The organism is Thioalkalivibrio sp. AKL12 (assembly GCF_000377925.1).
In the GTDB taxonomy this organism is placed as follows: Bacteria; Pseudomonadota; Gammaproteobacteria; order Ectothiorhodospirales; family Ectothiorhodospiraceae; genus Thioalkalivibrio; species Thioalkalivibrio versutus.
This window is the reverse complement of sequence record NZ_KB898891.1, coordinates 142,326-167,604: the sequence shown is the minus strand read 5'-3', so window position 1 is coordinate 167,604 and position 25,279 is coordinate 142,326. Positions and strand designations below refer to the sequence as shown.

20 protein-coding genes are annotated in these 25,279 nt (G+C 67.5%); 13 read left to right on the top strand and 7 right to left on the bottom strand.

Annotated features, from left to right (window positions below; all coding sequences use genetic code 11):
• Window positions 1-74: 74 nt before the first annotated feature.
• On the bottom strand, window positions 75-875 hold the full coding sequence (locus D579_RS0103270) for an enoyl-ACP reductase (RefSeq protein ID WP_018938774.1): 801 nt from the start codon (window positions 873-875) through the stop codon (window positions 75-77).
• 253 nt (window positions 876-1,128) lie between these two features.
• On the opposite strand from D579_RS0103270, the gene D579_RS0103265 reads away from it, so the two are divergent.
• The 4 genes from D579_RS0103265 to D579_RS0103250 are packed head-to-tail and all read left to right on the top strand — an operon-like array spanning window position 1,129 to window position 7,295.
• Window positions 1,129-2,988: a peptide-binding protein gene (locus tag D579_RS0103265; protein WP_018951108.1), complete on the top strand. Its 1,860-nt coding sequence runs from the start codon at window positions 1,129-1,131 to the stop codon at window positions 2,986-2,988.
• Between the two features lie 47 nt (window positions 2,989-3,035).
• Window positions 3,036-4,415 carry an ABC transporter permease gene (locus D579_RS0103260; RefSeq protein ID WP_018143944.1) on the top strand — a complete coding sequence of 460 codons (1,380 nt, stop codon included), beginning with the start codon at window positions 3,036-3,038 and terminating at the stop codon, window positions 4,413-4,415.
• Window positions 4,408-5,676: an ABC transporter permease gene (locus D579_RS0103255; protein WP_018951107.1), complete on the top strand. Its 1,269-nt coding sequence runs from the start codon at window positions 4,408-4,410 to the stop codon at window positions 5,674-5,676. The genes D579_RS0103260 and D579_RS0103255 overlap by 8 nt, the downstream gene beginning before the upstream one ends.
• Before the next feature lie 2 nt (window positions 5,677-5,678).
• Window positions 5,679-7,295, top strand: a complete 1,617-nt coding sequence (locus tag D579_RS0103250; protein ID WP_018951106.1) for an ABC transporter ATP-binding protein — start codon at window positions 5,679-5,681, stop codon at window positions 7,293-7,295.
• Window positions 7,296-7,449: 154 nt separating this feature from the next.
• Here the strand turns inward: D579_RS0103250 and mutM are convergent, their stop codons facing one another.
• Genes mutM through D579_RS0103235 form a run of 3 tightly spaced genes read right to left on the bottom strand, consistent with a single transcriptional unit; the run spans window position 7,450 to window position 10,423 of the window.
• Window positions 7,450-8,265 carry a bifunctional DNA-formamidopyrimidine glycosylase/DNA-(apurinic or apyrimidinic site) lyase gene (gene mutM, locus D579_RS0103245; RefSeq protein WP_018951105.1) on the bottom strand — a complete coding sequence of 272 codons (816 nt, stop codon included), beginning with the start codon at window positions 8,263-8,265 and terminating at the stop codon, window positions 7,450-7,452.
• Window positions 8,258-9,208: a hypothetical protein gene (locus tag D579_RS0103240; protein ID WP_018951104.1), complete on the bottom strand. Its 951-nt coding sequence runs from the start codon at window positions 9,206-9,208 to the stop codon at window positions 8,258-8,260. The genes mutM and D579_RS0103240 overlap by 8 nt, the downstream gene beginning before the upstream one ends.
• Window positions 9,209-10,423, bottom strand: coding sequence for an EAL and HDOD domain-containing protein (locus D579_RS0103235; protein WP_018951103.1), 1,215 nt, complete (start codon window positions 10,421-10,423; stop codon window positions 9,209-9,211). It lies immediately after the preceding gene.
• 374 nt (window positions 10,424-10,797) lie between these two features.
• On the opposite strand from D579_RS0103235, the gene D579_RS0103230 reads away from it, so the two are divergent.
• Window positions 10,798-11,028, top strand: a complete 231-nt coding sequence (locus D579_RS0103230) for a hypothetical protein (RefSeq protein WP_018143938.1) — start codon at window positions 10,798-10,800, stop codon at window positions 11,026-11,028.
• A gap of 246 nt (window positions 11,029-11,274) precedes the next feature.
• On the opposite strand, the gene rpmG is transcribed toward D579_RS0103230, so the two are convergent.
• The 3 genes from rpmG to D579_RS0103215 form a co-directional block, all read right to left on the bottom strand.
• Window positions 11,275-11,445 (bottom strand): 50S ribosomal protein L33, encoded by a 171-nt coding sequence (gene rpmG, locus D579_RS0103225; RefSeq protein WP_017941410.1) that lies wholly within the window; start codon window positions 11,443-11,445, stop codon window positions 11,275-11,277.
• Between the two features lie 12 nt (window positions 11,446-11,457).
• A complete protein-coding gene (gene rpmB, locus D579_RS0103220) occupies window positions 11,458-11,694 on the bottom strand; it encodes a 50S ribosomal protein L28 (protein WP_018143937.1) in 237 nt (78 codons plus the stop codon).
• 169 nt (window positions 11,695-11,863) lie between these two features.
• On the bottom strand, window positions 11,864-13,609 hold the full coding sequence (locus D579_RS0103215; protein WP_018951102.1) for a bifunctional diguanylate cyclase/phosphodiesterase: 1,746 nt from the start codon (window positions 13,607-13,609) through the stop codon (window positions 11,864-11,866).
• Between the two features lie 187 nt (window positions 13,610-13,796).
• Between D579_RS0103215 and D579_RS0103210 the strand changes: the two genes are divergently transcribed.
• The 8 genes from D579_RS0103210 to tldD all read left to right on the top strand — a co-directional run bounded on the left by D579_RS0103210 (window position 13,797) and on the right by tldD (window position 25,260).
• Window positions 13,797-14,729, top strand: coding sequence for a LysR family transcriptional regulator (locus D579_RS0103210; protein ID WP_018143935.1), 933 nt, complete (start codon window positions 13,797-13,799; stop codon window positions 14,727-14,729).
• A 6-nt stretch (window positions 14,730-14,735) separates the two neighbouring features.
• Window positions 14,736-15,482 (top strand): type 1 glutamine amidotransferase, encoded by a 747-nt coding sequence (locus D579_RS0103205; protein WP_018143934.1) that lies wholly within the window; start codon window positions 14,736-14,738, stop codon window positions 15,480-15,482.
• Window positions 15,479-15,967: a hypothetical protein gene (locus D579_RS0103200; RefSeq protein WP_018951101.1), complete on the top strand. Its 489-nt coding sequence runs from the start codon at window positions 15,479-15,481 to the stop codon at window positions 15,965-15,967. Before D579_RS0103205 ends, D579_RS0103200 begins: the two co-directional genes overlap by 4 nt.
• Complete coding sequence (locus D579_RS0103195) at window positions 15,964-17,073, top strand: AI-2E family transporter (RefSeq protein WP_018951100.1); 1,110 nt, start codon at window positions 15,964-15,966, stop codon at window positions 17,071-17,073. Before D579_RS0103200 ends, D579_RS0103195 begins: the two co-directional genes overlap by 4 nt.
• A 77-nt stretch (window positions 17,074-17,150) precedes the next feature.
• The gene (locus D579_RS0103190; protein WP_018951099.1) at window positions 17,151-18,692 is read left to right on the top strand and encodes an Rne/Rng family ribonuclease; all 1,542 of its coding nucleotides are present in this window, start codon (window positions 17,151-17,153) and stop codon (window positions 18,690-18,692) included.
• 146 nt (window positions 18,693-18,838) lie between these two features.
• A complete protein-coding gene (locus tag D579_RS0103185; RefSeq protein ID WP_038050163.1) occupies window positions 18,839-22,750 on the top strand; it encodes a YhdP family protein in 3,912 nt (1,303 codons plus the stop codon).
• Between the two features lie 63 nt (window positions 22,751-22,813).
• On the top strand, window positions 22,814-23,644 hold the full coding sequence (locus D579_RS0103180) for a carbon-nitrogen hydrolase family protein (protein ID WP_018951097.1): 831 nt from the start codon (window positions 22,814-22,816) through the stop codon (window positions 23,642-23,644).
• Window positions 23,645-23,817: 173 nt separating this feature from the next.
• Window positions 23,818-25,260, top strand: a complete 1,443-nt coding sequence (gene tldD, locus D579_RS0103175; RefSeq protein ID WP_026289432.1) for a metalloprotease TldD — start codon at window positions 23,818-23,820, stop codon at window positions 25,258-25,260.
• The last annotated feature ends 19 nt before the right edge of the window (window positions 25,261-25,279 follow it).

Here is a 25,279-nt window from a genome sequence, read left to right as displayed (position 1 = left end):
AAAAGCCCGGCCCGCTTGCGCGGTGCCGGGCTTTTTTCTGGTACCCGGAATCGCCCGGGTACCGCCGGGTCGCCTTATTTTTCGAGGCCGATCTCGGCGGCGCCCAGGCCGACCGTGTTGTAGCCGGAGTCGACGTACATCACTTCGCCGGTGATCCCGGAGGCAAGATCGGAGCAGAGGAAGGCGCCGGCGTTGCCGACCTGATCCGTGGTGACGTTGCGGCGCAGCGGTGCGTTGGCCTGGACGTGATCCAGGATGCGCTTGAAGTCGCCGATGCCGGAGGCCGCCAGGGTGCGGATCGGGCCCGCGGAGATCGCGTTCACCCGGGTGCTTTCCGGCCCCAGGGTGTAGGCCAGGTAACGCACATTGGCCTCCAGGCTCGCCTTGGCCAGGCCCATCACGTTGTAGTTGGGCATCGAGCGCTCGGCGCCCAGATAGCTGAGGGTGAGGATGGAGGCGTCGCGGTCCTTCATCATGCCGCGCCCGGCCTTGGCCAGCGCGGCCAGGCTGTACGAGCTGACATCGTGCGCGATGCGGAAGCCGTCGCGGGTCATGTTGTCGAGGAAGTCCCCCTCCAGCTGCTCCTTGGGCGCGAAAGCGACCGAGTGCACCAGGATGTCGACCCCGTCCCAGTAATTGTCCAGGTGCTCGAAGACCTGTTCGATCTCGCGATCGTCCTCGACGTTACAGGGCACGAGGATGTCGGAGTCGAAATCCGCAACCAGCTTCTCGACGCGATCGCGCAGGCGTTCGTTCTGGTAGGTGAAGGCGAGTTCGGCGCCCTCGCGATGCATGGCCGCGGCAATGCCGTAGGCGATGGAGCGGTTGCTGGCCACGCCGACGATCAGTGCGCGTTTGCCCTTGAGAAAACCCATGTAAAACTCCTTGATTCTGATCCGTGCCGACGCACCCGGGCGGGTCGTCTCGACGGCGCCCGACCGCGAGCGGAACCGGGGACGGACGCGACTGTCTTCGGGATCATACCGATGTGCCGCAAGTGCGGCCAGCATCCGATGAGCCGGAGGGAATGGCTTGCTATAGTGCGAACACTTGCGGTCTTCAGGGCCGCCCACCCGGCGTCCCGGAATCGGGCCTGCCGGACTGCCACCGCAGCAACCCGGAGGCCTTGTGAGTCGTCATTTTGGTTGGATCGTGACCCTGATCGTGCTGGGTATCCTGCTGTTGCTGGTGATGGTCCAGATCGACCGCCAGTGGCAACGCATGGCCTCCATGCAGAACACCATGACCGAGCAGGCCCGGGACCTCCGTGCATTGCGGCGCAGCCTGCAGGGCCTGGAATCCGACCTTGCCTCCGGGCGCTTCGCCGGGATGGATGGCGAGCGTGCCGCGCGGGCGGACGACGTCCCCTCGGCGTTCCGGCGAGCGGCGCGCGCGGCCGAGCAGGAGGACTACGCCGAGGGTGACTGGCTGGTGCAGGCCTTTGGCACGGGCCTGGCGACCATCACGCCGTATGTCTCCTCTGATGCCTATGCCTCCGAGGTGCAGAACTACGTGCTGGAGTCGCTGGTGGTGCGTGACCCGGAGACGCTGGAGTGGCAGGGGTTGCTGGCCGAATCCTGGGAGTTCGACGATACCGGTACCGAGCTGACCTTCCGCCTGCGCCCGGGGCTGCAGTTCTCCGATGGGGAACCGCTGACGGCCGAGGATATCCGCTTCACCTTCGATTTCCTGATGACCGACGCCATCGCGGTGCCGCGGGCGAGGGCCTTCCTGGAAAAGATCGAGGCGGTCGAGGCCGTCGACGCGCGCACGGTGCGGTTCGTGTTCGAGGAGCCATACTTCGACGCCATGCGGGTGGCGGGCGGCCTGGATGTCCTGCCGGAACACTTCTATGGGCGCTACCTGGAGGATCCGGAGACCTTCAACGAGTCGCGCGGCATCCTGCTGGGGTCCGGACCCTACCGCATGGAGGATCCGACCGGCTGGACCCCGGATGCCGGCCGTATCGAACTGGAGCGCAACCCGCGTTACTGGGGACCGGTGGAGCCGTCGCTGGATCGGCTGGTGTGGCGGGTCATCCAGAATGACAGTGCGCGCCTGACCACCTTCCGCAATCGCGATATTGACGTCTACGGGGCGCGTCCACGCGAATATGCCCGGCTGCGCGACGACGAGGCCCTGCGCGAGCGCGCGGATACCCACGAGTACATGAGCCCCACGGCCGGCTATTCCTACATTGCCTGGAACCAGCAGCGCGATGGCGAGCCGACGCGTTTCGCCGACCCGCGGGTGCGCAAGGCGATGAGCTACCTGACCGACGTTGACCGGCTGATCGAGGAGGTCATGCTGGGGTATGCCGAGCGCGCGATCTCTCCGTTTTCGCCGCGCAGCGATCAGCACAATCCGGATCTCGATCCGATCCCCTATGATGTCGAGCGTGCCCTGGAACTGCTGGCCGAGGCCGGCTTCCGCGAACGCAATCGCGATGGCGTGCTGGTCAACGAGGACGGCGAGCCGTTCTCCTTCGAGCTGTCGTATTTCCAGGACAACGAGGACACCCGCCGCATCGCGCTGTTCCTGCGCGACCTCTTTGCGCGGGCCGGGATCGAGATGCGCCCGTCGCCGACCGAGTGGTCGGTGATGCTGGAACAAATCACCCGCCAGGATTTCGATGCCATCACCCTGGGCTGGACCAGCGGTGTGGAGGTGGATATCTACCAGATGTTCCACTCCAGTCAGGTGGTTTCCGGTGGCGACAACTTCATCCACTACCAGAACCCCGAGCTGGATGCGGTGATCGAGGCGGCGCGTGGCGAGGTGGACGAGCCCGCGCGCATGGAGCTTTGGCGCGAGGCCGAGCGCATCCTGCACGAGGACCAGCCGTATACCTTCCTGATGCGGCGCCAGACCCTGGCCTTCATCGACCGGCGCATCCAGAACCTGGAGCAGACCGCGCTGGGGCTCAACCTGGGGGCGGTGCCGCTGGAGATCTACGTCCCGTTCGAATCGCAGCGGTACGGGCAGTAGCCGGCGATGCCCATGGAAGCTGAAGCGGCAGGGGAGCGCCGCACGCGATGCTGACCTACATCCTGCGCCGCATGCTCCTGATGGTGCCGACCCTGTTCGGGATCACCGTGGTCGTGTTTGCGGTGATGGCGGCCGCGCCCGGTGGGATCAGCGCCCTGACGCTGGTCGAAGGGCAGGGCCTGGAGCCCCAGGCACAGAAGGCGATGGAGGACTACTACAACCAGCTCTACGGGCTGGATCAGCCGGCCCCGGTGCAGTTCGGGCGCTGGCTGAACAACATCTCGCCGATCGGATTTGCCCAGGACGCGGACGGCTCGCTGACCGGCTGGCCACACTTCAAGGTCCCCAATCTGGGCACCAGTTTCCGCTATGGCCGGCCGGTGATCGATCTGGTGGCCGAACGCTTGCCGATCACGTTGCTGCTGAACGTGCTCTCCATCCCGCTGATCTACATCGTCGCGGTCGCGGTGGGGGTGCGCGCGGCCACCCAGCATGGCCAGGCCTTCGATTCGCAGTCTGGCGTCGTGCTGCTGGCCCTGTGGTCGGTGCCGACCATGCTGGCCGGCGTGTTGCTGATCGGCTTCTTTGCCTCCGACCAGTTCTGGCAGTGGTTCCCCACCGGGGGGCTCAGCCAGCGCGCGGCGCTGGACATGACGTTCCTGCCCACGGTGGAGGTGGTCTGGGCGTTGCCGTTGTTGCTGATCCTGCCGTTTCTGGGGGTGGCGCTGGGGATCTACCTTGCGCGCTACCTGCCCGCCCGTATCCGCGGCGGGGTCGGGGCGGCACTCGGGGCCGTCTGCGGCTGGCTGATGTTCCGCGATCTGGCACCGGCCGGGATGGTCAGTACCGCAGTGGCCGTGCTTCTCGGGGGCGGAGTGGGCTGGATGATGGCGCACAGTGACTGGGGCGTCCTGCGCGGGTTTTATCTGGGCACCCTGGGGCTGGGTGCCGGGCTGGCGCTGGCGCTGGGCCTGGCGCCGGGCCATATGGTGCCGGGCTTCCTGCTGGACCGGGCCTGGCACCTGGTGTTGCCAGTGCTGTGCCTGTCCTACGGCGGGCTGGCATTCCTGGCCAAGCTTTCGCGTTCGGCGGTGCTGGAGAACCTGACCTCGGATTACGCGCGTACGGCGCGCGCCAAGGGGGTGGCCGAGCACGACGTGCTGTGGCGTCACGTGTTCCGCAATTCCCTGCTGCCCCTGATCACCGTGTCGGCCACGCTGCTGCCCTCGCTGCTGGCCGGCTCGGTGATCGTGGAGGCGATCTTCTCCATTGATGGCATGGGCAAGCTGGCGGTGGAGGCCGTGCAGACGCGCGACCGCGAGCTGGTGCTGTCGATCACCCTGATCTCGGGCGTGCTGACCCTGGTGGGCTATCTGCTGGCGGATCTGGCCTACGCCATCGTCGATCCGCGGGTGAGCTATGACTGAGACCGTGCACAACACGCAGCAGGCGGATCGCCGCAGCCGTTCCTGGGCCCGGCGCGTAGTGGGCGAGATCCTGCTGCGCTGGGGCGCCCGCCTCGGGATTGGCTGGATCGCGCTGCTGACCCTGGTCGCGGTCCTCGCGCCGGTGCTGGCGAATTCCCACCCGCTGCTGGTGCAGACCGCCGACGGCGCGTGGGCGCTGCCGTTTCTGCGCTACCTGACGGCGGCGGACGTCACCCTGTTTGGTTTGCTGGTGCTGGCTCTGATCTTCTGGCGTCTGCCCGGGCGGCCATGGCGGCGCTTCGGTCTCTGGGCGGTGCTGGGAGCGGTGCTGGGCGTGGTGGCCTGGCAGACGGTGTCGCCGCCGTCGCTGGTGATTCACGAGCAGTACCGCGAGGCCGAGGTGATGGGCGAGTATCAGCGGGTAATCCGCGCGCCGATCCCGTACTCGCCGCGCGACTACCTGCGCGATTACGCCGATACCGGGCTGGAGGCCCCGCGCGAGTCCCCGGATCGGGTGCACTGGTTCGGTACGGACGATACCGGCGCCGACGTGCTCTCGCGCATGATCCACGCCACGCGGATCGCGCTGTCCATTGGCTTCATCGCGACCGGGATTGCGCTGGGAATCGGGGTGATCCTGGGTGGGCTGATGGGCTATTTCTCGGGGATCGTGGACATGATCGGGATGCGCCTGGTGGAGATCTTCGAGGCCATCCCGACGCTGTTCCTGCTGTTGACCTTCGTCGCCTTCTTCGGCCGTTCGCTGTACCTGATGATGCTGATCATCGGCCTGACCTCATGGTCCGGCTACGCCCGTTATGTGCGTGCCGAGTTCCTGCGCCTGCGCCAGCAGGACTTCGTGCAGGGGGCCATCGCCTCGGGGTTGTCGCTGCCGTCCATCCTGTTCCGGCACATGCTGCCGAACGGCATCGCGCCGATCCTGGTTGCGGCCAGTTTTGGCGTCGCCTCCGCGATCCTCGCCGAGGCGACCCTGTCGTTCCTCGGCCTCGGCCTGGTGGATGATCCCTCCTGGGGCCAGATGCTGAACCAGGCGGTACAGAGCTCCACCTTCAACTGGTGGATGGCGGCCTTCCCCGGGGGCGCGATCTTCCTGACCGTGTTTGCCTACAACCTCATCGGCGAGGCCCTGCGTGACGCAGTGGACCCGCATGCCCGCTCCGCGGCGCGCACCGCCAATCGCGATGATGGTGCACGTCCGGCGGCCGGTGCCACCAGCGCCACCAGTGGCGGGGTGCGCTGACCATGCTGGAGGTGCGCAATCTGCAGATCCGCCACCGCGACGGCGAGGCGGCGCTGGTGGAGGATGTGAGCTTCGCCATCCGCGAGGGCGAGCTGTTTGCCTTGGTCGGGGAGTCGGGCTCCGGCAAGTCGATCACGGCGCTGGCCATCATGCGTCTGCTGGATGCGGGCTTCGAAAGGCCCTCGGGCGAGGCCTGGCTGGCCGGACGCGAAGGCCGCCAGGAGTTGCTGGGGCTTCCCAGCGCGGTGATGCAGCATGTGCGCGGCGACCGCGTCGGCATGATCTTCCAGGAGCCGATGACCTCCCTGAACCCGGTGCTGAAGGTGGGCGATCAGATCGAGGAGGTGCTGCGCCTGCATCGCCCGCAGATGAGTCCGGAGCAGCGTGCGGCGCGCACCCTCGAGGTCTTGAGCGAGGTGCAGTTGCCGAACCCCGAACAGCGCCGCGACGAGTACCCGCACAAGCTCTCCGGCGGCCAGCGCCAGCGGGTGATGATTGCCATGGCCCTGGTTGCCGAGCCGGATCTGCTGATCGCGGACGAGCCGACCACCGCGCTGGACGTCACCATTCAGGCCGAGATCCTGAAGCTGATCGACCACCTGCGCGAGAAGAACGGCATGGCGGTCCTGCTGATCACCCACGACTTCGGCGTGGTGGCCTCGGTGGCTGATCGCGTGGCGGTAATGCGCCAGGGGCGTCTGGTGGAGCAGGGGGAGTGCCTGCCACTGTTGCGCGCTCCGCAGGACGCCTACACCCGCAAGCTGATCCAGGCGCTGCCGGAGAACCTGCCACCGCTGCCGCCGGTGCCGGGCGCGGGGCGCGAAGCACTGTTGCAGGTGTCCGGCCTGCAGGTGCACTTCCCGGTGCTGAAGGGCCTGATGCGTCGCCAGGTGGATGTGGTGCGGGCGGTGGATGACGTCAGTTTCGAGCTGGAGAATGGCGAGGTACTGGCGGTAGTGGGGGAGTCCGGCTGTGGCAAGACCACCCTGGGCCGCGCGATCCTGCGCCTGATCGAGCCGACCGGTGGCGAGATCCGCTACCGGGGCGAGTCGTTGACCCACATGGCACGCAAGCCGTTGCGCCGGCTGCGGCGGCATCTGCAGGTGGTGTTCCAGGACCCGGCCTCGTCGCTGAACCCGCGCCTGAACGTACTGACGCTGCTGACCGAGCCGATGGCGGTGCACGGCATCGGCGCCAATCAGGATGAGCGGATTGCGCTGGCCGGCCGGGTGCTGGATCAGGTGGCGTTGCCGGAGGACACCCTGTGGCGCTATCCGCACGAGTTCTCCGGTGGTCAGCGCCAGCGTATCGCCATCGCGCGCGCCCTGGTGCTGGACCCGGACGTGATTATCTGCGACGAGGTGACCAGCGCGCTGGACGTATCCGTCCAGGCAGAGGTGCTGCAGATCCTGGGCCGGCTACGCGCGGAGCGACGTCTGGCGATGATCTTCATCACCCACGACATGGGTGTGGTCGAGTACTTCTCCGACCGCATGCTGGTGATGCACGACGGGCGCATGGAGGAGATCGGCGCCACCGCCGAGGTGCTGGCCAATCCGCAGGCCGACTACACCCGCCACCTGCTGGATGCCGTGCCGCGCGTCTCGCGTTATCTGTAAGCCCGCCCGCCCGCGCTGCGCGGTGCACGGCCGCCGTCTGGCGGTTGCGGGTCGCTTACCGTGGCGGATCCTTTCCTGGTGTTCTCTGCGTGTGTTCCGTGGCCGGTGCGGTGAACAACGGCCTTTCGGTTCTGCTGACCCGTGTGGGGTCGATCTACTTCTGGCAGGCGGGGCAGTAGCTGCTGGCGCGCTGGCCGATGCGGCGCGTGCGCAATACCTCGGCGCAGACCGGGCAAGGCTCGCCGGCGCGGCCGTAGACGCGCAGCGACTGGCGGAAGTAGCCGTGGGTGCCGTCCTCGTGCAGGAAGTCGCGCAGGGTGGTCCCGCCCTGTTCAATGGCCGCCGCCAACACCGCCTTGATGTGGCTTGCCAGGCGCTCGTATTCGGCGCGCGTGACGCGTCCGGCCGCGCGCCCGGGCCGAACGCCGGCGAGGAACAGGGCCTCGGTGGCGTAGATGTTGCCCACTCCCACCACGATCGCCTGGTCCATGATGAAGGCCTTGACCGGGCCCCGGCGGCCGCGGCTGCGGCGGAACAGGGAGTCGCCATCGAATTCCGGGTCCAGGGGTTCCGGGCCGAGGCCGGCCAGCAAGGCGTGGGGTCCGGCGCCCTCGGGGAGCGGCAGGCAACAGCCGAAGCGGCGCGGGTCGTGCAGGCGAACCTGGTAGCCGTTGTCCAGGTGCAGGGTCAGGTGATCGTGCCGGCGCAAAGGCGTCTCGGGCGTGCAGTGGCGCAGGCTCCCGGACATCCCGAGATGCAGCAGGAGGCCGGTACGATCGGTCTCCAGCAACAGGTACTTGGCGCGCCGGGTCAGGCTGCGGACCCGGGCGCCGGCCAGTTGCTGCACCAGCTCCGGCGGCACCGGCCAGCGCAGGCGCGGCTCGCGGACCTCGAAGGCCGTGATGCGGCGCCCGGCCAGCAGGGGGGCGAGCCCGCGCCGGGTGGTCTCGACCTCGGGCAGTTCAGGCATGCACGCCCTCGATTTCCAGCAGCAACTCGCGCCGGCAGACGTCGCCGCGGACCCACTGGACGATCGGCCCCGGATGGACGTCGTGGTAGTGCTCGGCGAGGACCGCGGCGACCTTGGGCCGGTCTTCCGGATGTCGCAGGTAGACGCGCAGCCAGGCCGGGCGTGGCAGTTCGTGGCCGGCGGTGTCATGCAGGGACCGCAAGTTGGCCAGGGTCTCGCGTGTCTGGGCGACGACGTCGTCGGGGTGACGGCTCTCGTGGCCGACGATGCTGGCGGTGCCAGAGAGCAGGATGAGTGGGCCGTCCGCGGTTTCCAGCCGGGTCGCGCGGGCGAAGGTCGGGCTCTTCGGGCTGTAGCGCGCCGGGTAATGATAGGCGCTGACCTGACGCGGGTTCTCCAGGGACTCGGCCGGGGTGCGAGTGGCGATCAGGTAGATGACCAGCTGGCGCTGGTCGCTCCCGATGGCCGTGGCGGCCGGCATGCTGGCCAGCGGGATCTCCAGGGTCTCAAGCGCGGTGGCGCGGCCCATGCAGAAGGCCTGATAGCGTTCCAGCCCGTCCTCCTCGGCATGGATGTCGCCAAAGTAGTTCCATACGCGTGCCAAATGCTCGAAGCCGCGCGCTCGGCAGGCGGCCAGCAGGGCGCGGTAGGCGTGTTCGGTCTGTTCCCGGAGGCCGTTATCCGGTCCGCTCCAGGTCGCGAAGAGGACGTCCTCGTGTTCCAGCAGGCGGACGGGCCCCTCGTGGATCGGCGTTGGCGTGCCGCTGGCGGTCCAGTACTCGACATAGTGATCCGGCGCCAGGGGGTGCAGGCCCGGGCGGATCTCCAGGTGGCCGGGCCCGCTGTCGATCCCGGTGGGTTCGCGCAGCCGGATGTGCATTCCCGTATCGGGGCCGGCGGCGGCTTCCGGCATGAGCTGGCTGCGCAGGGTAAGGGGGGGCATCTAGTTCTCCGCCAGCGAGGCGAGCAAATCTTCGGTCCAGCGTACGGCCTCCAGGTAAAGGCGGCTGGAGACCGGCGCCGGGACCGGGGCATTCGTGTTGTCCAGCGGGGGTGTCGGGCCTTCGAAGGCGGCGATGGTCGCCAGCAGCGGTGCCAGCGGTCCTGTGCCTTCCGTCAGGGCCTGTTCCATTTCGGTGGACAGGCGGAGTTCGCCCAGGATGTGTCGCAGCGGTACCCCCAGCACGCGATCCATCCCGGAGAGCATGCCGAGGGTGAAGTAGCGCTCGCACTCCTCGGGGTGGAGGCCCAGGGCGCGCGCCATCAGCATGCCCATACGGGCACGGATCATGACCTGCTCGAGCCCGTGGGTGGGATTGCCGGTACCACGCAGTACCATCAGCATCGCCAGGCGTTTGATGCGCCCCTGGCCCAGGCGCAGGATCGCGTTGTAGAGCGAATCGGTCGGGCGAGAGCCGCGATAGGCCGGGCTGTTGGCGATGCGCAGCAGCTGGATGGCGAGCCCGGGCTCGGCGGCGATCAGTTCCTCCAGCTCGGCCGGCGTCGGATCCGGCGCCTGTAGCGCGCGCAGGAGGCGCAGCAGGGCCACTTCCAGGCTCTCCAGGCGCTGTCCCTCGATTACGTGGGGGAAGGACAGGTGAAAGCCCTGGAACAGGCTGAAGCCAAGGGCCTGGCAGCGAGCATAGTCCTCGGCCGTTTCGACCTTCTCGGCCAGCAGTTCCACGTCGAAGGCGCCCAGGCTGGTGACTTCCTGCTCCAGGCGCTGGCCGCCCAGGGCGAGCACATCGAGCTTGACCAGGTCGGCCAGTTCGACCAGTTCGGAATGGCTCTCCTGAAACTGGTAGTCATCCAGTGCGATGCGAAAGCCCTGGGCCTTCAGTCGGCGTACCGCGGCGATGACCTCGGCGTCGATCTCGATATCTTCGAGGATCTCCAGCACGACCTGTTCCGGAGGCAGGCTGGTGATGACCTCGTGTTCGAGAAAGCCGCGGGTGAGATTGACGAAGGCCAGGTGTTCGCCGACCAGGTGTTGGAGACCGATGTCGATGAAGGCGCTGCGCAGGAGATCGGAGGTGGCGAGGTCGCCGTCGGTGACCGAGGCGGCATCCAGGTGCCCGGCGCGAAAAAGGAGCTCGAAGCCGATCAGATTCTCCTGATCGTCAAAGATGGGTTGCCGGCCGACAAAAATTGGTTGCATGCTTGCGCTAGGGAAACACTGATTAACGTACACGCTCGCGCTCGAGTCGCTTTGGCGTGCGAACAAGGCGCGGTGCTGGCTGTGCAGTCACTCTGCACAAGAGGGCCGCAAGGCCGTGCGTCCGCCCGTTTTCGTCAACAACGGGCGGACCAGCCTCGGTGTTCAATCGCTTGCGGGGTTGGTGCCCCAGGTTCCCCGATCCTGCGGTGCGCCGCTTGCGGGTGGAATTACTCCGCGCTGCTCGACGCGCCGGGACGCGGAAAACCTGGGGTACCAACGCGAGCGTGTACATTAATCAGTGTTTCCCTTGGTCAAAAACGGATGGGCGGCCACGACTGCGTGCGGCAGGCCGGCTCGGGAGGGACATAAGCACCATGGATTCGATTGATGCGCCATTTGGAGAAGTCGTGGAGTTGCGCCAGATCCTGCACGACTCGGGGGTCCCGCTGCTGCGGGTCATTATCCGCGATGGCGGGCGTTATACCAAGATCGAACTGGACCCGGCGACGGCTCACCGCTGGGGCCGCGTGATGACGCGCTGGGCGGAAACCGCCGCCGAGGGTGCCGCGACGCCAGGGGATGGCGGACAGCCGGATCCGGTCTGAGCCCGCATCAACGGGGGATATGGCTGGATGCATACGCGCTCGAGGTGATCTCGAGCGCCGACCGGGCGCGCTGAGCGAGGCGTGCCCGAGCCCCGCGAGCCGATTGGCAAGTGGTAAACGGTGCGCTAACGCGAATGCGTTTGCCGGTTCGTTTCTCGCTCGCGCCAACGCAAAAAGGCCCGGAACCGCGTAGGCGGGCCGGGCCTTTTTTCGCCTGTTGTCAGGCAATCGAGCCGATAGGCGCGATTACTTGATCTTGGCTTCCTTGTACATCACGTGCTTGCGGACGACGGGATCAAACTTCTTGATCTCCATCTTCTCGGGCATATTCCGCTTGTTCTTGGACGTGGTGTAGAAGTGCCCGGTGCCGGCGGAGGACACCAGGCGGATCTTGTCGCGTGCGGACTTGGCAGCCATCGTGAAGCCTCCTTAGACCTTTTCACCGCGGGCACGGCAGTCCGCCAGGACCGCGTCGATGCCGCGCTTGTCGATAATCCGCATGCCCTTGCAGCTAAGGCGCAGGCGTACGAAGCGGTTCTCGCTCTCCACCCAGAAACGGTGGAAATGCAGATTGGGCAGGAAGCGCCGCCGCGTCTTGCGGTGAGCGTGAGAAACGTTGTTACCGGTCGCCGGGCGTTTGCCGGTCACCTGACATACTCGGGCCATCGGGGGACTCCGGAATTTGGGTCTACCAGAAAGACGGCGGACTATAGCGTAGCCCCGGGGCGGGTGCAAGGGAGGCGCTGATCAATTCGGGAACATTCGCGGCGGTTTTGGGGCAGGACGCCGTGCCCCGAAAGGCCAATCGGTTCGAGTGTGAACGTGAACGAGCCGGTTAGCGGTTGTTTGCTCGCTTGAGGGCCGCTCGCTCATCGGTCTCCGGGCACAGGCCGGGTACGAGGCCCCGGTCATGGGCCCAGGCGATGATCGCGTCCAGTGGCATCGGGCGGGCGATGCCGTAGCCCTGAGCTGCGTTGCATCCGTAGTCGCGCAGCCGCGCCAGGGTGGCCGCGTCCTCGGCCCCCTCGGCGACCACCTTGAGGCCCAGGTCCCGGGCCAGGCTGATGCTGGCGCGAGTAATCTGCTCGTCGACCGGGTGCTCCAGCATTTGCCGTACAAAGGCCTGATCGATCTTGAGAGTCGTCACCGGCATACGTTTGAGGTAGGCCAGCGACGAATAACCGGTGCCGAAGTCGTCGATGGCGAGTTCCAGTCCGGCCTCGGTCAGGCGACGCAGGGCCCGGATCACCTCGTCCGGGTCCGCCATCAGGGCGGTCTCGGTGAACTCGAGTTCCAGGGCGCAGGGTGGAAGCCCCGAGACGCGAACCTTCTCCAGCAGGCGATCGGCAAATCCGGGGTCGAGGAAATTGCGCGCCGAGATGTTCACGCTGACCGGCATGTCCAGGCCTTCGGCGCGCAGGCGGGCGATGTCGGCCAGTGCGAGATCAAGGACCCGGTCGGTGAGGCTGTGGATCAGTCCGGTGCGCTCGGCCGATGGGATGAACTGGTCGGGAGCGATGCGGCCGCGAACCGGGTGTTCCCAGCGTAGCAGGGCCTCCAGGCCCATCACCTGATCGCTCGCGAGATTGACCTTCGGCTGGTAGTGCAGGCTTAGCTGGCCGTCGTCCAGTGCGCTTTGCAACTCGCCCAGGAGTTCCACGGTGTACAGGCTGTGCTCGTTGCTGCGGCGGTTGTAACTGCGGTAGCGGCGCCCCGAGTGACTGGCCTCGTGCATCGCCATCCAGGCCTTGGTCAGCAGCCGGGTGGGTTCATCCTGCTCGTGAAAGGGGAAGGAGGAGACGCCCGCGTGGGCCCCGAGATAGACCGGGATCTCGAAGACCTCGAAAGGGGTTTGCAGGCATTCGATCGCGGCGCGTGTGACGGCGAGGGTCTCTTTGCGGCTGCGGTGCGGCAGGATCAGGGCAAAGTGATCGTCGTGGATGTGGAACACGGTCGCCCCGGCGGGCTCGGCCACTGCCTGCAGGCGCTCGGCAATGGATCGCAGCAGCGGACGCTCGGCGGCGAAGCCCAGGGCGCCAATGCTGTCCGGATAGTTGTCCATCTGCAGGCTGATGACGAACACGCGGGTGGCGGCGGCTTGCGGGGCGTCGGCCTGGTGCATTAGTTGCCGGGCGTATTGTTCCAGTGACTCGCGATTCGGCAGGCCGGTAACTGGATTGTTGTAGGCCTGTTCCAGAAGCCGTTCCGAGTGGCGGCGCAGGGTGTCGAACAGCCAGCCGGAGAATCCCCCGAGGACGATGTAGATGCCGGTGCGCGTGAGCCAGTTCAATGCGGGTTGAGCCGCCCCGGTGGCGGTATCCAGGGGCATGAACGGACCCAGGAGCAACCCCGCCAGCAGCCCGAAGGCCAGCCCGCCCCACAGCCCGAACAGGGCGGCCCCCAGCAGCACCGGGATGAGGATGAAGTTGAGGTAGGCAGTGGAGGTGCCGCCGGTCTCGTATACGATCAGCGCGACCAGCGCCATCAGGAGCGGGACGGCAGCGGCCCCGGCGAGTCGCCAGCCTCCGGGGATCCCCTGTGAGCGGGCATGTGACCAGGTGGAAAACGGGGTCGGCGCCATTCCGGTTCCTTCGGTTTGTGCCATTCGGGTGCCGCCACGGTTATCGACGTAGTGGGCCGGTTTGCGTGCAGGGTCGAGAATCGCCGCGTCGCGAGAAGTGGTCGCTGTTGCCGGTCGCGGGGGCTTGGTAGCATTCCTTGACCAGGGTTTCCCTGATTGTCTGGAACCTTCTACTTGGCGGAGCGGCATGGCCGATCGGCGTTTGCAGGTTTTTCTTACGGTGGCACGGTTGCTGTCCTTCACCCGCGCCGCCGAGGTGCTGCACATGACGCAGCCCGCGGTCACCTTTCAGGTGCGCCAGTTGGAGGAACAGCTGGATACCCGACTGTTCGACCGCAACCACAATCGAGTCACCCTGACCGATGCCGGACGGCTGGTACAACGATATGCCGAACGCATCTTTGACACCTATGGCGAGATGGAGGCCGCGCTGCGCGAACTGAAGGGCGCGGACGGCGGGGCGTTGGTGATCGGCGCCAGTACCACGGTGGCGGAATACATGCTGCCGGCGCTGCTGGGTGCATTCCGCCGCGAGCATCCGGATATCGGCATTCGCCTGCGGGTGGGCAATACCGAGAATGTCGTGGTGATGGTCGAGGAGGGCAGTGTCGATCTCGGCATCGTCGAGGCCCCGGTGACCCACCGCAGCCTGCAGGTCCAGCCCTGTCTGGTGGACCAGCTGCGGCTGATCGTGCCGCCGGAACACGAGCTGGCCAGGCGCGACACGGTGACCGTCGCCGACTTCATCGAACGCCCATTCATATGCCGCGAGGAGGGTTCCGGGACCCGCGAGGTCATCATGGAGTACCTTGGGCGCGCCGGATACGACCGCAGCAGTCTGCGCGGCTGCATGGAACTGGGCAGCCCGGAGGCAATCAAGGGCGCGGTGGTGGCCGGCATGGGGGTCTCGGTGCTGTCCGAGGCGGTGGTGGCCAAGGAACTGGCCCTTGGCGAACTGGTGGCGTTGCCGCTGTCGCCGCCGCTGGAACGGCCGATCTCGCTGGTGCATGCGCGGCAGAAGTTCCGCGTACCCACGCTGGAGGTGCTGATGCAGTTCCTGCGCGGGTACTGCACCGGTCAGCGTCCGCTCGCCCCCGCATCAGAACTCAAACAGGATTGACGTGACATGAAGAACTACTGCGTGGTGCAGCATACCTATTCCGAGTTTCTCGGCCTGATCGAGTCGCAGCTGGAGAAGCGCGACATCGGCTTCTCCTACTACCGACCGTTCGTGGGTCAGGACCTGCCGGGCTCCGCGGCCCAGTTCGACGGGCTGTGGCTGCTGGGCGGCGCCTGGCCGACGGCGGATCACGAGGAGAATCCACAGGTCCCGGACGAGCTGTCGCTGATCGATATCTTCCGCCGCTCGAAGCGTCCGGTGGTGGGCGTCGGTATGGGCGGGCTGCTGGTGGCCGAGCAGGCCGGGGGCACGGCGCACGAGGACCCGATGTACCGCGCCCGCTTCGTGACCGCGCACAAGACCGCGGCCGGGGAAGGCGACGCACTGGCCGAGGCCCTGGATGGCCGGCGGGTGCTGCAGCTGGTCAACGGCCGCGTCGACCTGCCGGAGGACGTGCAGCCGATCCTGGTGGACGACGACGGCGACTGGCTGGCGATCCGGCCGGACGAGCTGACCTATGGCATGCTGTTCCGACCCGAGGTGAAGCCCGGGATGCTCGAGGACATCATCATGGAGGCGCGGCACAATCCGCCGCCGAACATGGGCGAGCTCCTGGGCGAGGCGCGCATGGAATGGGGCGAGATGCAGAAGGTGACCGAAGACGTGCTGGTGGCCCTGGTGAAGACGCTGGGCCTGATGCAGGAACGCCGCAAGATGCCGGTGTTCAGCCTGAAGATCGAGGACGAGGGATGATCCCACCCCTGGGCATGGGCAACGAGGGGGGCCTGTCCGGGGGCGATCTCGGGTCGGTGCTCGGCGGTGCGCGCAAGAAGGGCCGGGAGGACCCGGCCAAGGCGATCGCCGAGATCGCCGCGCGGCTGTCGACCGAGGATCAGGCCAGCCTGCTGAAATTCGCCCGTTTTCTGGAGCAGGAGTCGCCGGCCCCCGCGCCGGAACCGGTCCCCGAGCCGGAGCCGATCCCGCGTCCGGAGAGCGAGTCCGTCATCAAGGCGATGCGCCGGCTTTCCGCGACCTATCCCATGCTGGATCGCTCCAAGCTGCTGAACGAGACCTCGGCCCTGATGGGGCAGCACGTGATGCAGGGGCGCCCGGCGGTGGAGGTGATCGACGAGCTGGAGGTGGTCTTTCGGACTCACTACGAGAAGGCCGTCGTCCAGGATCCGACCCGACAGACGGATGCCGACCATGACGAGGCGCCGGGAGGGGCCTCGCAATGATCGACATCCTGCGCCAGTGGTACCAGCGTCATTTCACCGACCCGCAGGTGGTGATCCTGGCGTTTCTGCTGCTCGCGGGATTCCTGATCATCGTCTTTGCCGGGCGTATCCTGGCGCCGCTGCTGGCCTCGCTGATCATTGCCTACCTGCTGGAGGGGGCGGTGCGCAAGCTGGTCTTTTTGCACATCCCGCGCATCCTCGCGGTCACCCTTGTGCTGTTGGCCTTCCTGGCGCTGACGGTGGCGGCGCTGTTCAGCGTGGTGCCGCTGATGTCGGCCCAGGTGACCCAGCTGGTGCGCGAGCTGCCGGGGATGATCTCCGAGGGCCAGAACCTGCTGTTGCAGTTGCCCGAGCGTTACCCGCAACTGATCAGTGACGATCAGGTGTTCGAGCTGATGGGGGCCATTCGCGCCGAGGCGACCCTGCTGGGGCAACGCGTGGTGTCGTTCTCGCTGTCCTCGGCACGGCACCTGGTGGACGTGGTGATCTACCTGATCGTGGTCCCGCTGATGGTGTTCTTCATGTTGAAGGACCGCGATCTGATCCTGAACTGGATCCGCGGCTTCATGCCCCAGGACACCCACCTGGCCAGCGAGGTCTGGACCGAGGTGAATCTGAAGATCGCCAGCTACGTGCGCGGCAAATTCATCGAGATCGTGATCGTCTGGGCGGTCACCTTCCTTACCTTCAACTGGTTCGGGCTGGAATACGCCGTGCTGTTGTCGTTCATGGTGGGCATCTCGGTGATCATTCCGTACATCGGCGCGGCCGTGGTGACCATCCCGGTGGCGGCGGTCGCATACTTCCAGTTCGGTCTGAGCTCCGAGTTCGCCTGGGTACTGATTGCCTACGGGGTGATCCAGTTCATCGACGGCAACGTGCTGGTGCCGCTGCTGTTTTCGGAGGTCGTCAACCTGCACCCGGTGGCGATCATCGCCGCGGTGTTCGTGTTCGGCGGCATCTGGGGGCTTTGGGGGGTATTCTTTGCCATCCCGCTGGCGACGCTGGTACATGCGGTGATCAAGTCCTGGCCGCGCGCCCAGCGGCCGCCGCCGGAGTCCTCTGGAGAGCCGGCGGCCGCCGCGGCCGAAGCCGCCACCAAGTAGCCCGACATCCCTGATCGCCGGCCCGCCCGTGTGCGGGTTCGGCGGTCTGCCCGTGACATCAAGAACAAGAAGAACGCATGACCGGAACCGAGATCCTGATGAACGTGACGCCCCAGGAGAGCCGAGTGGCCCTGGTGGAGAATGGCGTCCTGACCGAACTGCACCTGGAGCGCGCCCGCCGCCGCGGGATCGTGGGGAACATCTACAAGGGCCGGGTGGTGCGGGTACTGCCGGGCATGGATGCGGCCTTCGTCGATATCGGGCTGGAACGCACGGCCTTTCTGCATGCCTCCGACGTGGCCCCGGTGGAGCGCGAGGAGCTCAATGGCAACGGCCCGTCTGCCAGCGACGCCCCTGCGGCGCCCGTGGCCGGCGGCAATGGCACCGGCACGCCGGCCCCGGTGGTGCGCGAGGGTATCCGCGAGCTGCTGCGCGAGGGGCAGGAGGTCCTGGTGCAGGCAGTCAAGGACCCGCTGGGCTCCAAGGGCGCGCGGCTTACCACCTATATCACCCTGCCGTCGCGCAATCTGGTGCTGATGCCGAACCAGTCCAATGTCGGTGTGAGTACGCGCATCGAGGACGAGGGCGTGCGCGCACGGCTGCGTGCATCCATCGAGCAGTTGCGTGACGAGCTGGCGCCGCAGCACGGCTTTATCGTGCGCACGGCCGCAGAGCTGGCCGACCACGAGGCCATGTATAACGACACGGCGTTCCTGAAGAAGGTCTGGGATACCCTGCAGGAGCAGGCTGTCGGAGCCCCGCCGGGGGCCGAGGTCTACGCCGATCTGCCGCTGGTGGAGCGCATCCTGCGCGACATGGTGGGGGGCGATATCGAGCGTATCCGCATCGATTCGCGCGAGACCTATCAGAAGGTCTGCGGCTTCGTCGAGCGCTACCTGCCGGAGCTGATCGGCCGGATCGAACACTATCCGGGCGAGCGCCCGATCTTCGACCTGTTCAACGTCGAGGAGGAGATCCACCGTGCCCTGGAGCGCAAGGTGGAACTGAAATCCGGTGGCTACCTGATCTTCGACCAGACCGAGGCGATGACCACGGTGGACATCAACACCGGCGGTTTCGTCGGCCATCGCAAGCTCGAAGAGACCATCTTCAAGACCAATCTGGAGGCCGCGCAGGCGATCGGTCGCCAGCTGCGCCTGCGCAATCTCGGCGGGATCATCATTATCGATTTCATCGACATGCAGGACGACGAGCACAAGCGCCAGGTGATCCGCGCGCTGGAAAAGGCCCTGGAACGCGATCATGTGAAGACCCAGACCTGCGACGTGTCGCCGCTGGGCCTGGTGGAGATGACCCGCAAGCGCACCCGCGAGAGCCTGGAGCACCAGATGTGCGAGCCCTGCCAGGTGTGCAGCGGGCGTGGCTATCTGAAGTCGGCCGAGACGGTGTGCTACGAGCTGTTCCGCGAGATCCTGCGCGAGGTGCGTCAGTACGATGCGCGCGAGCTGCGCGTGCTGGCCTCGCAGAACGTGATCGACCTGTTGCTGGACGAGGAATCCGCCAGCCTGGCCGAGTTGCAGAGCTTTGTCGGCATTCCGATCCGCTTCCAGGTGGAGACGCTGTACACCCAGGAACAGTTCGACGTGGTCTTCGTCTGATCTACAAGTAGATTAAGTAGACAGGCACCCGGTCCCCGTCTCCGTCAGGGAGGAAGAGGCGCGAAGATGAATCGCCAGTGCGGACCCAGCACGGATACGGGTCCCGGTCGGCCGGGCGGGTCGGATTGCGCCTTCCCGGTGGAGAAATGAGACGCCTGTCACAACTCCTGAGGGTGGCGCTGGGCGCCCTCCTGGCGCTGATCATCGTGATCGTGCTGCTGCGCCTGGCGCTTCCGCACTGGGATGGCCTGCACGCCTGGGTGGAGGATACCGCCAGCGAGCAGCTCGAGCGCGAGGTCACGGCCGCAGGTATCGAGCTCGGTTGGACCGGCTGGTCGCCGGCGCTGGTGGCGCGCGATGTCCGCGTGGCGATGCCGGATGGTGAACCGGTCGCCATCGACCACCTCGGGGTCGCGCTGAGCGTCGGGGCCAGTCTGCGCAGTCGCCATCCATCCTTCACAGTGCACGTTCGGGGCGTCGAGCTGCGCCTGGTACGCCACGCCGACGGACGCTTTTCCCTGCACGGTCGCGAGCTTGGCATGGGCGAGGGCCGCTTGTTCACGCTCCCCGTGGAGCAGTGGCCGGATGTCGAGGCCGAGGCCATTCGGTTGGTCTGGGACGATCGCAGCGCCGGCCTGGAGTCCGCTGCGTGGCTGGACCGGGCCGCCCTGCGCACGGCGCATGACGGGTCGCTGCGGATGCACCTCGAAGGGGTGCTGGATGGCGAGGCCGCGGGCGGGCACTTCGAATTGGGGCTGAAGGCCCCCGCTGCGGATTTGCGGGATGCGCGCTTCTTCCTGCGGGCCGATGCGGTCGACCTGACCGCCTGGCAGCCGTGGCTGGCCTACCTCGGCTGGCCCGCGCCCGAGGGCACGGCCGCGCTGCGTCTGTGGGGCGGACTCGACGACGGGCGCATGGCCTGGCTGCGCGGGGAGCACGAAACCACCCTCAACCTGGCCGGGGAACCGGTCGGCCCGGCCATCGGACATCGTTTCGACTGGCGGGTGCAGGAGGATCGCCACCGCTCGTCCTGGAGCGGGACCCAGCCCGGTTCCGGCGATCTGCGACTCGCCTATCGCCTGGAGGGCAAGCCGGAGGGGCTGGTGGTGGACGCGGTGGAAATGGCCGCGCGCGATCTCGAAGTGGAACCCTACGCGCCGCTGCTCACGCTGCTTCAGGATGCGGCGCCCGAGTTGGCGGAGCGGATCGCGGACCTGCATCCGCGCGGCACCCTGGACTTCGCCCGGCTGGAGGCCCGCCGCGAGGATGGCCGTCTGCAGCCTGTCTGGGCGGAGGCCGATGTGCACAACCTTGGCTGGCGCGCGGGGGATCACGGGCTGGGTGTGCAGGGCGCCTCGGGCTATATGCAATGGCGCCGTGGCGGTGTGGAATTGCTGCTGGACAGCCGCGACCTGCAGATCGACCTGCCGCGTGTGCTGGCCGATCCGGTGCCGCTGGATACGGTGCGCGGACGGCTGCGTGCCGAGCGCGATGACGCCGGACACTGGCGCCTGGCGGGCGAGGGCCTGAATGCCGCCAATGCCCATGCCGCGGTTCGCGGCCGCCTGCGGGTGCTGCTGGATGGTCACGCGGCCGGACCCCGGGTCGATATTGCGATGGACATTCTGCGAGCCGACGGTGATCACACCGCGCGCTACCTGCCGCTTTACCACCTGCCGGACAACACCTACCAGTGGCTGGTGGACAGCATCGTTACGGGCACGTCCTCCGGCGGCGGCATGGCCTATCGCGGGCGCGGGAGAGACTTCCCGTTCGCCGGCGACGAGGGTGTGTTTGATCTCTGGGCGGATGTCGAGGCGGGCATCCTCGACTATCAGGAGGGCTGGCCACGAGCGGAGGACCTCAGTGGCCGGCTCCTGTTCCACAACGCGAGCTTCCGCGCCGAGGGTGCGCGCGGGCGCATTCTGGACACCGAGGTGCGCGACACCCGGATCGGGATCGAGGACATGGAGAATGCGGTCCTCGAACTGGAAGGCACGGCAGAGGGGGATGCGGCGGATCTTCTGGCCTACCTGCGCCAGGCCGAGCTGCTGGAGGAGGCGGCCGAACTCCGTGACCAGGCGCGGCTGGACGGGCCGACCCGGCTGGGTCTGTCGCTGAACCTCCCGCTGCAGGCGGGCCGAATGGCCGAGACCCGTGTCGCCGGTGAGCTGGACCTGCGGGGGATCCGCGCCGAGGTCTCGGGCTGGCCGACCATGCTCGAGGCCGTGGAGGGACGGGTCCAGTTCGATACCGGGGATCGCGTGACGGCCGACGGGGTCACCGCGCGGGTTCACGGCGAGACGGTGACGCTGGGGGCGGACTGGCCGCTGGATGGCGAGACGGCGCGGTTGACGGCGCGCGGTCCGCAACCCCTGGCCCCGTGGCTGGAGGACTTCCCGGAACTTGCGCCCTATCTCGACGGGGCGGCGCACTGGGATGCCCAGCTGCGTTTGGGGCCGGCGGTGGACGGGGTTCGTCTGGAGTTGCGCTCGGACCTGGTCGGGGTCGCGATCGACTGGCCGGAGCCGATCGGCAAGTCCGCGGCGGCGGCCCGCGAGCTGGAGCTGGCACTGCCGCTCGGGCATGACGGCGCCGGTATCGGCCACCTGACGCTGGGGCAGGTCCTGCGCGCACACCTGCGCCTGTCACCGGCGGCCGCGCCCGAGGACCCGGCCGTACGGGGTGCCGAGCCGCGTACGGCGGCGCGCGGGATCGGGTTGCAGGCGATGGCGCTGGAGATCGGCGCGCCGTGGGCGGGTGCCCTGGCCTTGCCGGGGGAGGGGGTCTCGGTGCGGGCGCGCCTGCCGGAGTTGGCGGTCGACCCTTGGCTCAAGGCCCTGAGCGAGGCCCCCTGGGGCGGCGATGTGGATCTGGGCGCGGCCAGCCAGAATGCCGGGGAAACCGCGGGAGCGGTCGCGTTGACCCGCCTGGAACTGGATATCCGCGACCGGATCCGCTGGGGCGAGCAGGACCTTCCCGGTGTGCGCTTTCTCGGTCGACGCGGGGATGCGGGCTGGGATCTGGAGGCCACTTCCGACTGGCTGGCGGGCGAGGCACGCTGGCGCCCGATGGGTGCGGGCGGGCACGACCGCTGGGAGGCGCATGTGCGCCACCTGGTCCTGGAGGATCTTGAGTGGGACGGCGAGCCGGACCCCGATCCCGGGGTGAAGTCCGTCGCAGTCGGGGGCTTCGAGGACCCGCGCGTGTGGCCGGCCGTGGACTTGACCCTCGACAGCCTGGCGCTGGGGGATTACCGTTTCGCGGACATCGAGCTGGGGCTGGAGCCGCAGCCGAACGGTCTGGTCGTCCGGGACCTGGAGCTGCGGACCCCGGAAGGTGACCTGCACGCAGACGCCGTCGGGGTCTGGCGGGTGACCACCGGCGGTCTACCGGAGACGCGCCTGGACGTGAGCCTCTCCGGCGGTGACTGGGGCCGGGCGCTCGAGTCGGCGGGGTTGTCGCGTGCGATGGTCGGCGGGAGCGGTGACGGTTCGCTGTCGCTGACCTGGCCGGGCCCTTTGTATGCCCCGCGCCTCGCGCAGCTGGCGGGCTCCATGGAACTCTCCCTGGAGGACGGGCGTCTGGCGGATGTCGAGCCGGGCGCCGGCCGCCTGCTCGGCCTGGTGAGCCTGGACGTGTTGCCGCGGCGGTTGCGGCTGGATTTCCGCGACGTGTTCACCGAAGGCCTGACCTTCAGCGAACTGATCGCGGAGGCGACACTGCGCGATGGTGATCTCTACGTGCCGGCGCTGCGCATGGAAGGGCCCTCGGCGCGTGTACGCCTGAGTGGTCGCACCGGGCTGGTGGCGCGCGACTACGATCACGAGATCGTGGTCGTGCCCAGCCTGCGTACCGCGCTGCCGATTGTCGGGGCGCTGGTGGGCGGGCCGGTTACCGGGGTCGTGGTGCTGCTTGCGGAACGCGTGCTGGGGATTGGGGATCAGATAGAAGAGGCGGCTCGTGTCGAATACTCGGTGACGGGCCCCTGGGACGACCCACAGGTACGCGTGCTGGTACAACCGGCCGCGGGAGCCGATGGGGCTGACAATGACTAACGCCGGCAAGATCGGCGTTGCGGGTGCCATAACCGGCCCCGGTAACCAGATGATCGGAGTGACATGACTCAGGTAGCGGCCATCCAGATGGCCTCCGGACCCCAGCCCCAGGCGAACCTTCTGGAGGCAAAGCGGCTGCTGCAGGAGGCCGCCGACAAGGGCGCCCGCCTGGCGGTTTTGCCGGAGAACTTTGCCTTCATGGGCATGCAGGACACCGACATCCTCGGGATCGCGGAGGTGGCCGATGGTGCCGGCCCGCTGCAGGCGTTCCTTGCGGAGCAGGCCCGGCGCCTGGGGTTGTGGATTGTTGGCGGGACCATCCCGCTGCAGACCCCGGGCTCCGAGCGGGTGCGTTCGGCCTGTCTGGTGTTTGACGACCGCGGGCAGCAGGTGGCGCGCTACGACAAGATCCACCTGTTCGATGTGTGCCTGCCGGACAGTACCGAGGCCTACACCGAGTCGAAGGTCTTCGAGCGGGGTGAGCAGGTGGTGGTCGTCGATACGCCGGTCGGCCGCATGGGCCTGGCGATCTGCTATGACCTGCGCTTCCCCGAGCTGTTCCGGGCCCTGCTGGACCAGAATGCGGAATGGGTCGCCCTGCCGGCGGCCTTCACCGCCCAGACCGGACAGGCGCACTGGGACGTGTTGCTGCGGGCGCGCGCAATCGAGAACCAGTACTACATGCTGTCGGCGGCCCAGGGCGGCTTCCACGTGAACGGCCGTGAAACCTACGGCCACAGTGCGCTGGTGGACCCCTGGGGTCGGGTGGTCGGTCAGTTGCAGCGCAACCCCGGGGTACTGCTGGCGAACCTGGACCCGACCCAGGCCGCGCGCATCCGGAGCAGCTTCCCGGCAGTGGACCACCGCCGCCTGCCGTGCCCCGGGGCCATCTGACGCAGGAAGCGTACCCCCTGGATACCGCGTTTTCCGGGCCGGGGTGGCGATATACCCGCAACGGCCGCGCGCTTGAAAGCGAACGGCGTGCCCCAAGCTCCATACTGAAGGCCGACAGCTGCTCCCCCATGATGGACACGGAACAGCGGATTTACGGAACCCGAGAGGACTTCATGACCGACCGCCTTGCGCAACAGACCCTGCTCGACCCCGCCGGTCTCGGCGAAAGCGAGCTGAGCACCCTTCTGGGGACCACCTTCGGTCACGGTATCGATGGCGGCGACTGCTACTTCCAGTTCTCCAGCCAGGAGGGCTGGTCGCTGGAGGATGGCCTCGTGAAATCCGCCAGCTTCAACATCGAACGCGGCGTTGGCATCCGTGTGGTGCGCGGCGAGCAGACCGGGTTCGCCTATTCCGACGACATCGCGATGCCGGCCATGCTGGAGGCCGCGAAGACCGCGCGCAGCATTGCCAGTGCCGGGCAGAGCGGGCGCATTGCGGTTGCCTCGCGCGCGTCCTCGCGGCCGGCGCTGTACGCCCCCGACAATCCGCTCGATTCGCTGGGCGAGCAGGCCAAGATCGACCTCCTGAAGGAGGTGGATGCCGTCGCCCGCGCCGAGGATTCCCGCGTGACCCAGGTGATGTGTTCGCTGGCCGGGGTGCACGAGGTGGTGCTGGTACTGAATGCCCGCGGCGAGATGACCACCGACGTGCGCCCGCTGGTGCGCCTGAATGTCCAGGTGATCGTCGAGCAGGGCGGGCGCCGCGAATCCGGCACCTCCGGAGGCGGCGGTCGTCACGGCTACCAGTACTTCCGCGAGGATGGCCGCGCCGCCGGCTATGCCCGCGAGGCGGTGCGCCAGGCCCTGGTGAATCTCGATGCGCGCGACGCGCCGGCCGGCAGCATGAAGGTGGTGCTCGGGCCCGGTTGGCCGGGCATCCTGTTGCACGAGGCGATCGGCCATGGGTTGGAGGGCGACTTCAACCGCAAGGGGACCTCGGCCTTCTCCGGACGCATCGGCGAGCAGGTGGCGGCCAAGGGCATCACCATCGTCGACGACGGCACCCTGGAGGGCCGCCGCGGCTCGTTGAACGTGGACGACGAAGGCAATCCGACTCAGCAGACCGTGCTGATCGAGGATGGCGTGCTGCGCGGCTACATGCAGGACGAGATGAATGCCCGCCTGATGGGTACGCAGTCCACCGGCAACGGCCGTCGCGAGTCCTATGCCCGGCTGCCGATGCCGCGCATGACCAATACCTACATGCTGGGCGGCGACGCCGATCCGGAAGAGATCCTGGCCTCGGTGGACGATGGCCTGTACGCGGTCAATTTCGGTGGCGGGCAGGTGGACATTACCTCCGGCAAGTTCGTGTTCTCCGCCTCGGAGGCCTACCGGGTGGAGAAGGGCAAGGTGACGTACCCGGTCAAGGGTGCGACCCTGATTGGCAATGGCCCGGATGTCCTGACCCGGGTGTCGATGATCGGGAACGACATGAAGCTCGATTCCGGCGTCGGCACCTGCGGCAAGGAGGGCCAGGGCGTGCCGGTCGGCGTGGGACAGCCCACGCTGCGTATTGACGGCATGACCGTGGGCGGTACCCAGGCAGCCTGAGGGCTGCGGGGCCGATGCA

Excerpts from the sequence above, each read along its gene's own strand:
- D579_RS0103185 (WP_038050163.1), top strand. The coding sequence starts at position 18,839 with ATGAGACGCCTGTCACAACTCCTGAGGGTGGCGCTGGGCGCCCTCCTG.
- D579_RS0103240 (WP_018951104.1), bottom strand. The coding sequence starts at position 9,208 with ATGCCCCCCCTTACCCTGCGCAGCCAGCTCATGCCGGAAGCCGCCGCC.
- D579_RS0103260 (WP_018143944.1), top strand. The coding sequence starts at position 3,036 with ATGCTGACCTACATCCTGCGCCGCATGCTCCTGATGGTGCCGACCCTG.
- D579_RS0103195 (WP_018951100.1), top strand. The coding sequence starts at position 15,964 with ATGATCGACATCCTGCGCCAGTGGTACCAGCGTCATTTCACCGACCCG.
- D579_RS0103210 (WP_018143935.1), top strand. The coding sequence starts at position 13,797 with ATGGCCGATCGGCGTTTGCAGGTTTTTCTTACGGTGGCACGGTTGCTG.
- D579_RS0103255 (WP_018951107.1), top strand. The coding sequence starts at position 4,408 with ATGACTGAGACCGTGCACAACACGCAGCAGGCGGATCGCCGCAGCCGT.
- D579_RS0103180 (WP_018951097.1), top strand. The coding sequence starts at position 22,814 with ATGACTCAGGTAGCGGCCATCCAGATGGCCTCCGGACCCCAGCCCCAG.
- D579_RS0103270 (WP_018938774.1), bottom strand. The coding sequence starts at position 875 with ATGGGTTTTCTCAAGGGCAAACGCGCACTGATCGTCGGCGTGGCCAGC.
- tldD (WP_026289432.1), top strand. The coding sequence starts at position 23,818 with ATGACCGACCGCCTTGCGCAACAGACCCTGCTCGACCCCGCCGGTCTC.
- D579_RS0103190 (WP_018951099.1), top strand. The coding sequence starts at position 17,151 with ATGACCGGAACCGAGATCCTGATGAACGTGACGCCCCAGGAGAGCCGA.
- D579_RS0103205 (WP_018143934.1), top strand. The coding sequence starts at position 14,736 with ATGAAGAACTACTGCGTGGTGCAGCATACCTATTCCGAGTTTCTCGGC.
- D579_RS0103230 (WP_018143938.1), top strand. The coding sequence starts at position 10,798 with ATGGATTCGATTGATGCGCCATTTGGAGAAGTCGTGGAGTTGCGCCAG.
- rpmG (WP_017941410.1), bottom strand. The coding sequence starts at position 11,445 with ATGGCTGCCAAGTCCGCACGCGACAAGATCCGCCTGGTGTCCTCCGCC.
- rpmB (WP_018143937.1), bottom strand. The coding sequence starts at position 11,694 with ATGGCCCGAGTATGTCAGGTGACCGGCAAACGCCCGGCGACCGGTAAC.
- D579_RS0103250 (WP_018951106.1), top strand. The coding sequence starts at position 5,679 with ATGCTGGAGGTGCGCAATCTGCAGATCCGCCACCGCGACGGCGAGGCG.
- D579_RS0103235 (WP_018951103.1), bottom strand. The coding sequence starts at position 10,423 with ATGCAACCAATTTTTGTCGGCCGGCAACCCATCTTTGACGATCAGGAG.
- D579_RS0103200 (WP_018951101.1), top strand. The coding sequence starts at position 15,479 with ATGATCCCACCCCTGGGCATGGGCAACGAGGGGGGCCTGTCCGGGGGC.
- mutM (WP_018951105.1), bottom strand. The coding sequence starts at position 8,265 with ATGCCTGAACTGCCCGAGGTCGAGACCACCCGGCGCGGGCTCGCCCCC.
- D579_RS0103215 (WP_018951102.1), bottom strand. The coding sequence starts at position 13,609 with ATGGCGCCGACCCCGTTTTCCACCTGGTCACATGCCCGCTCACAGGGG.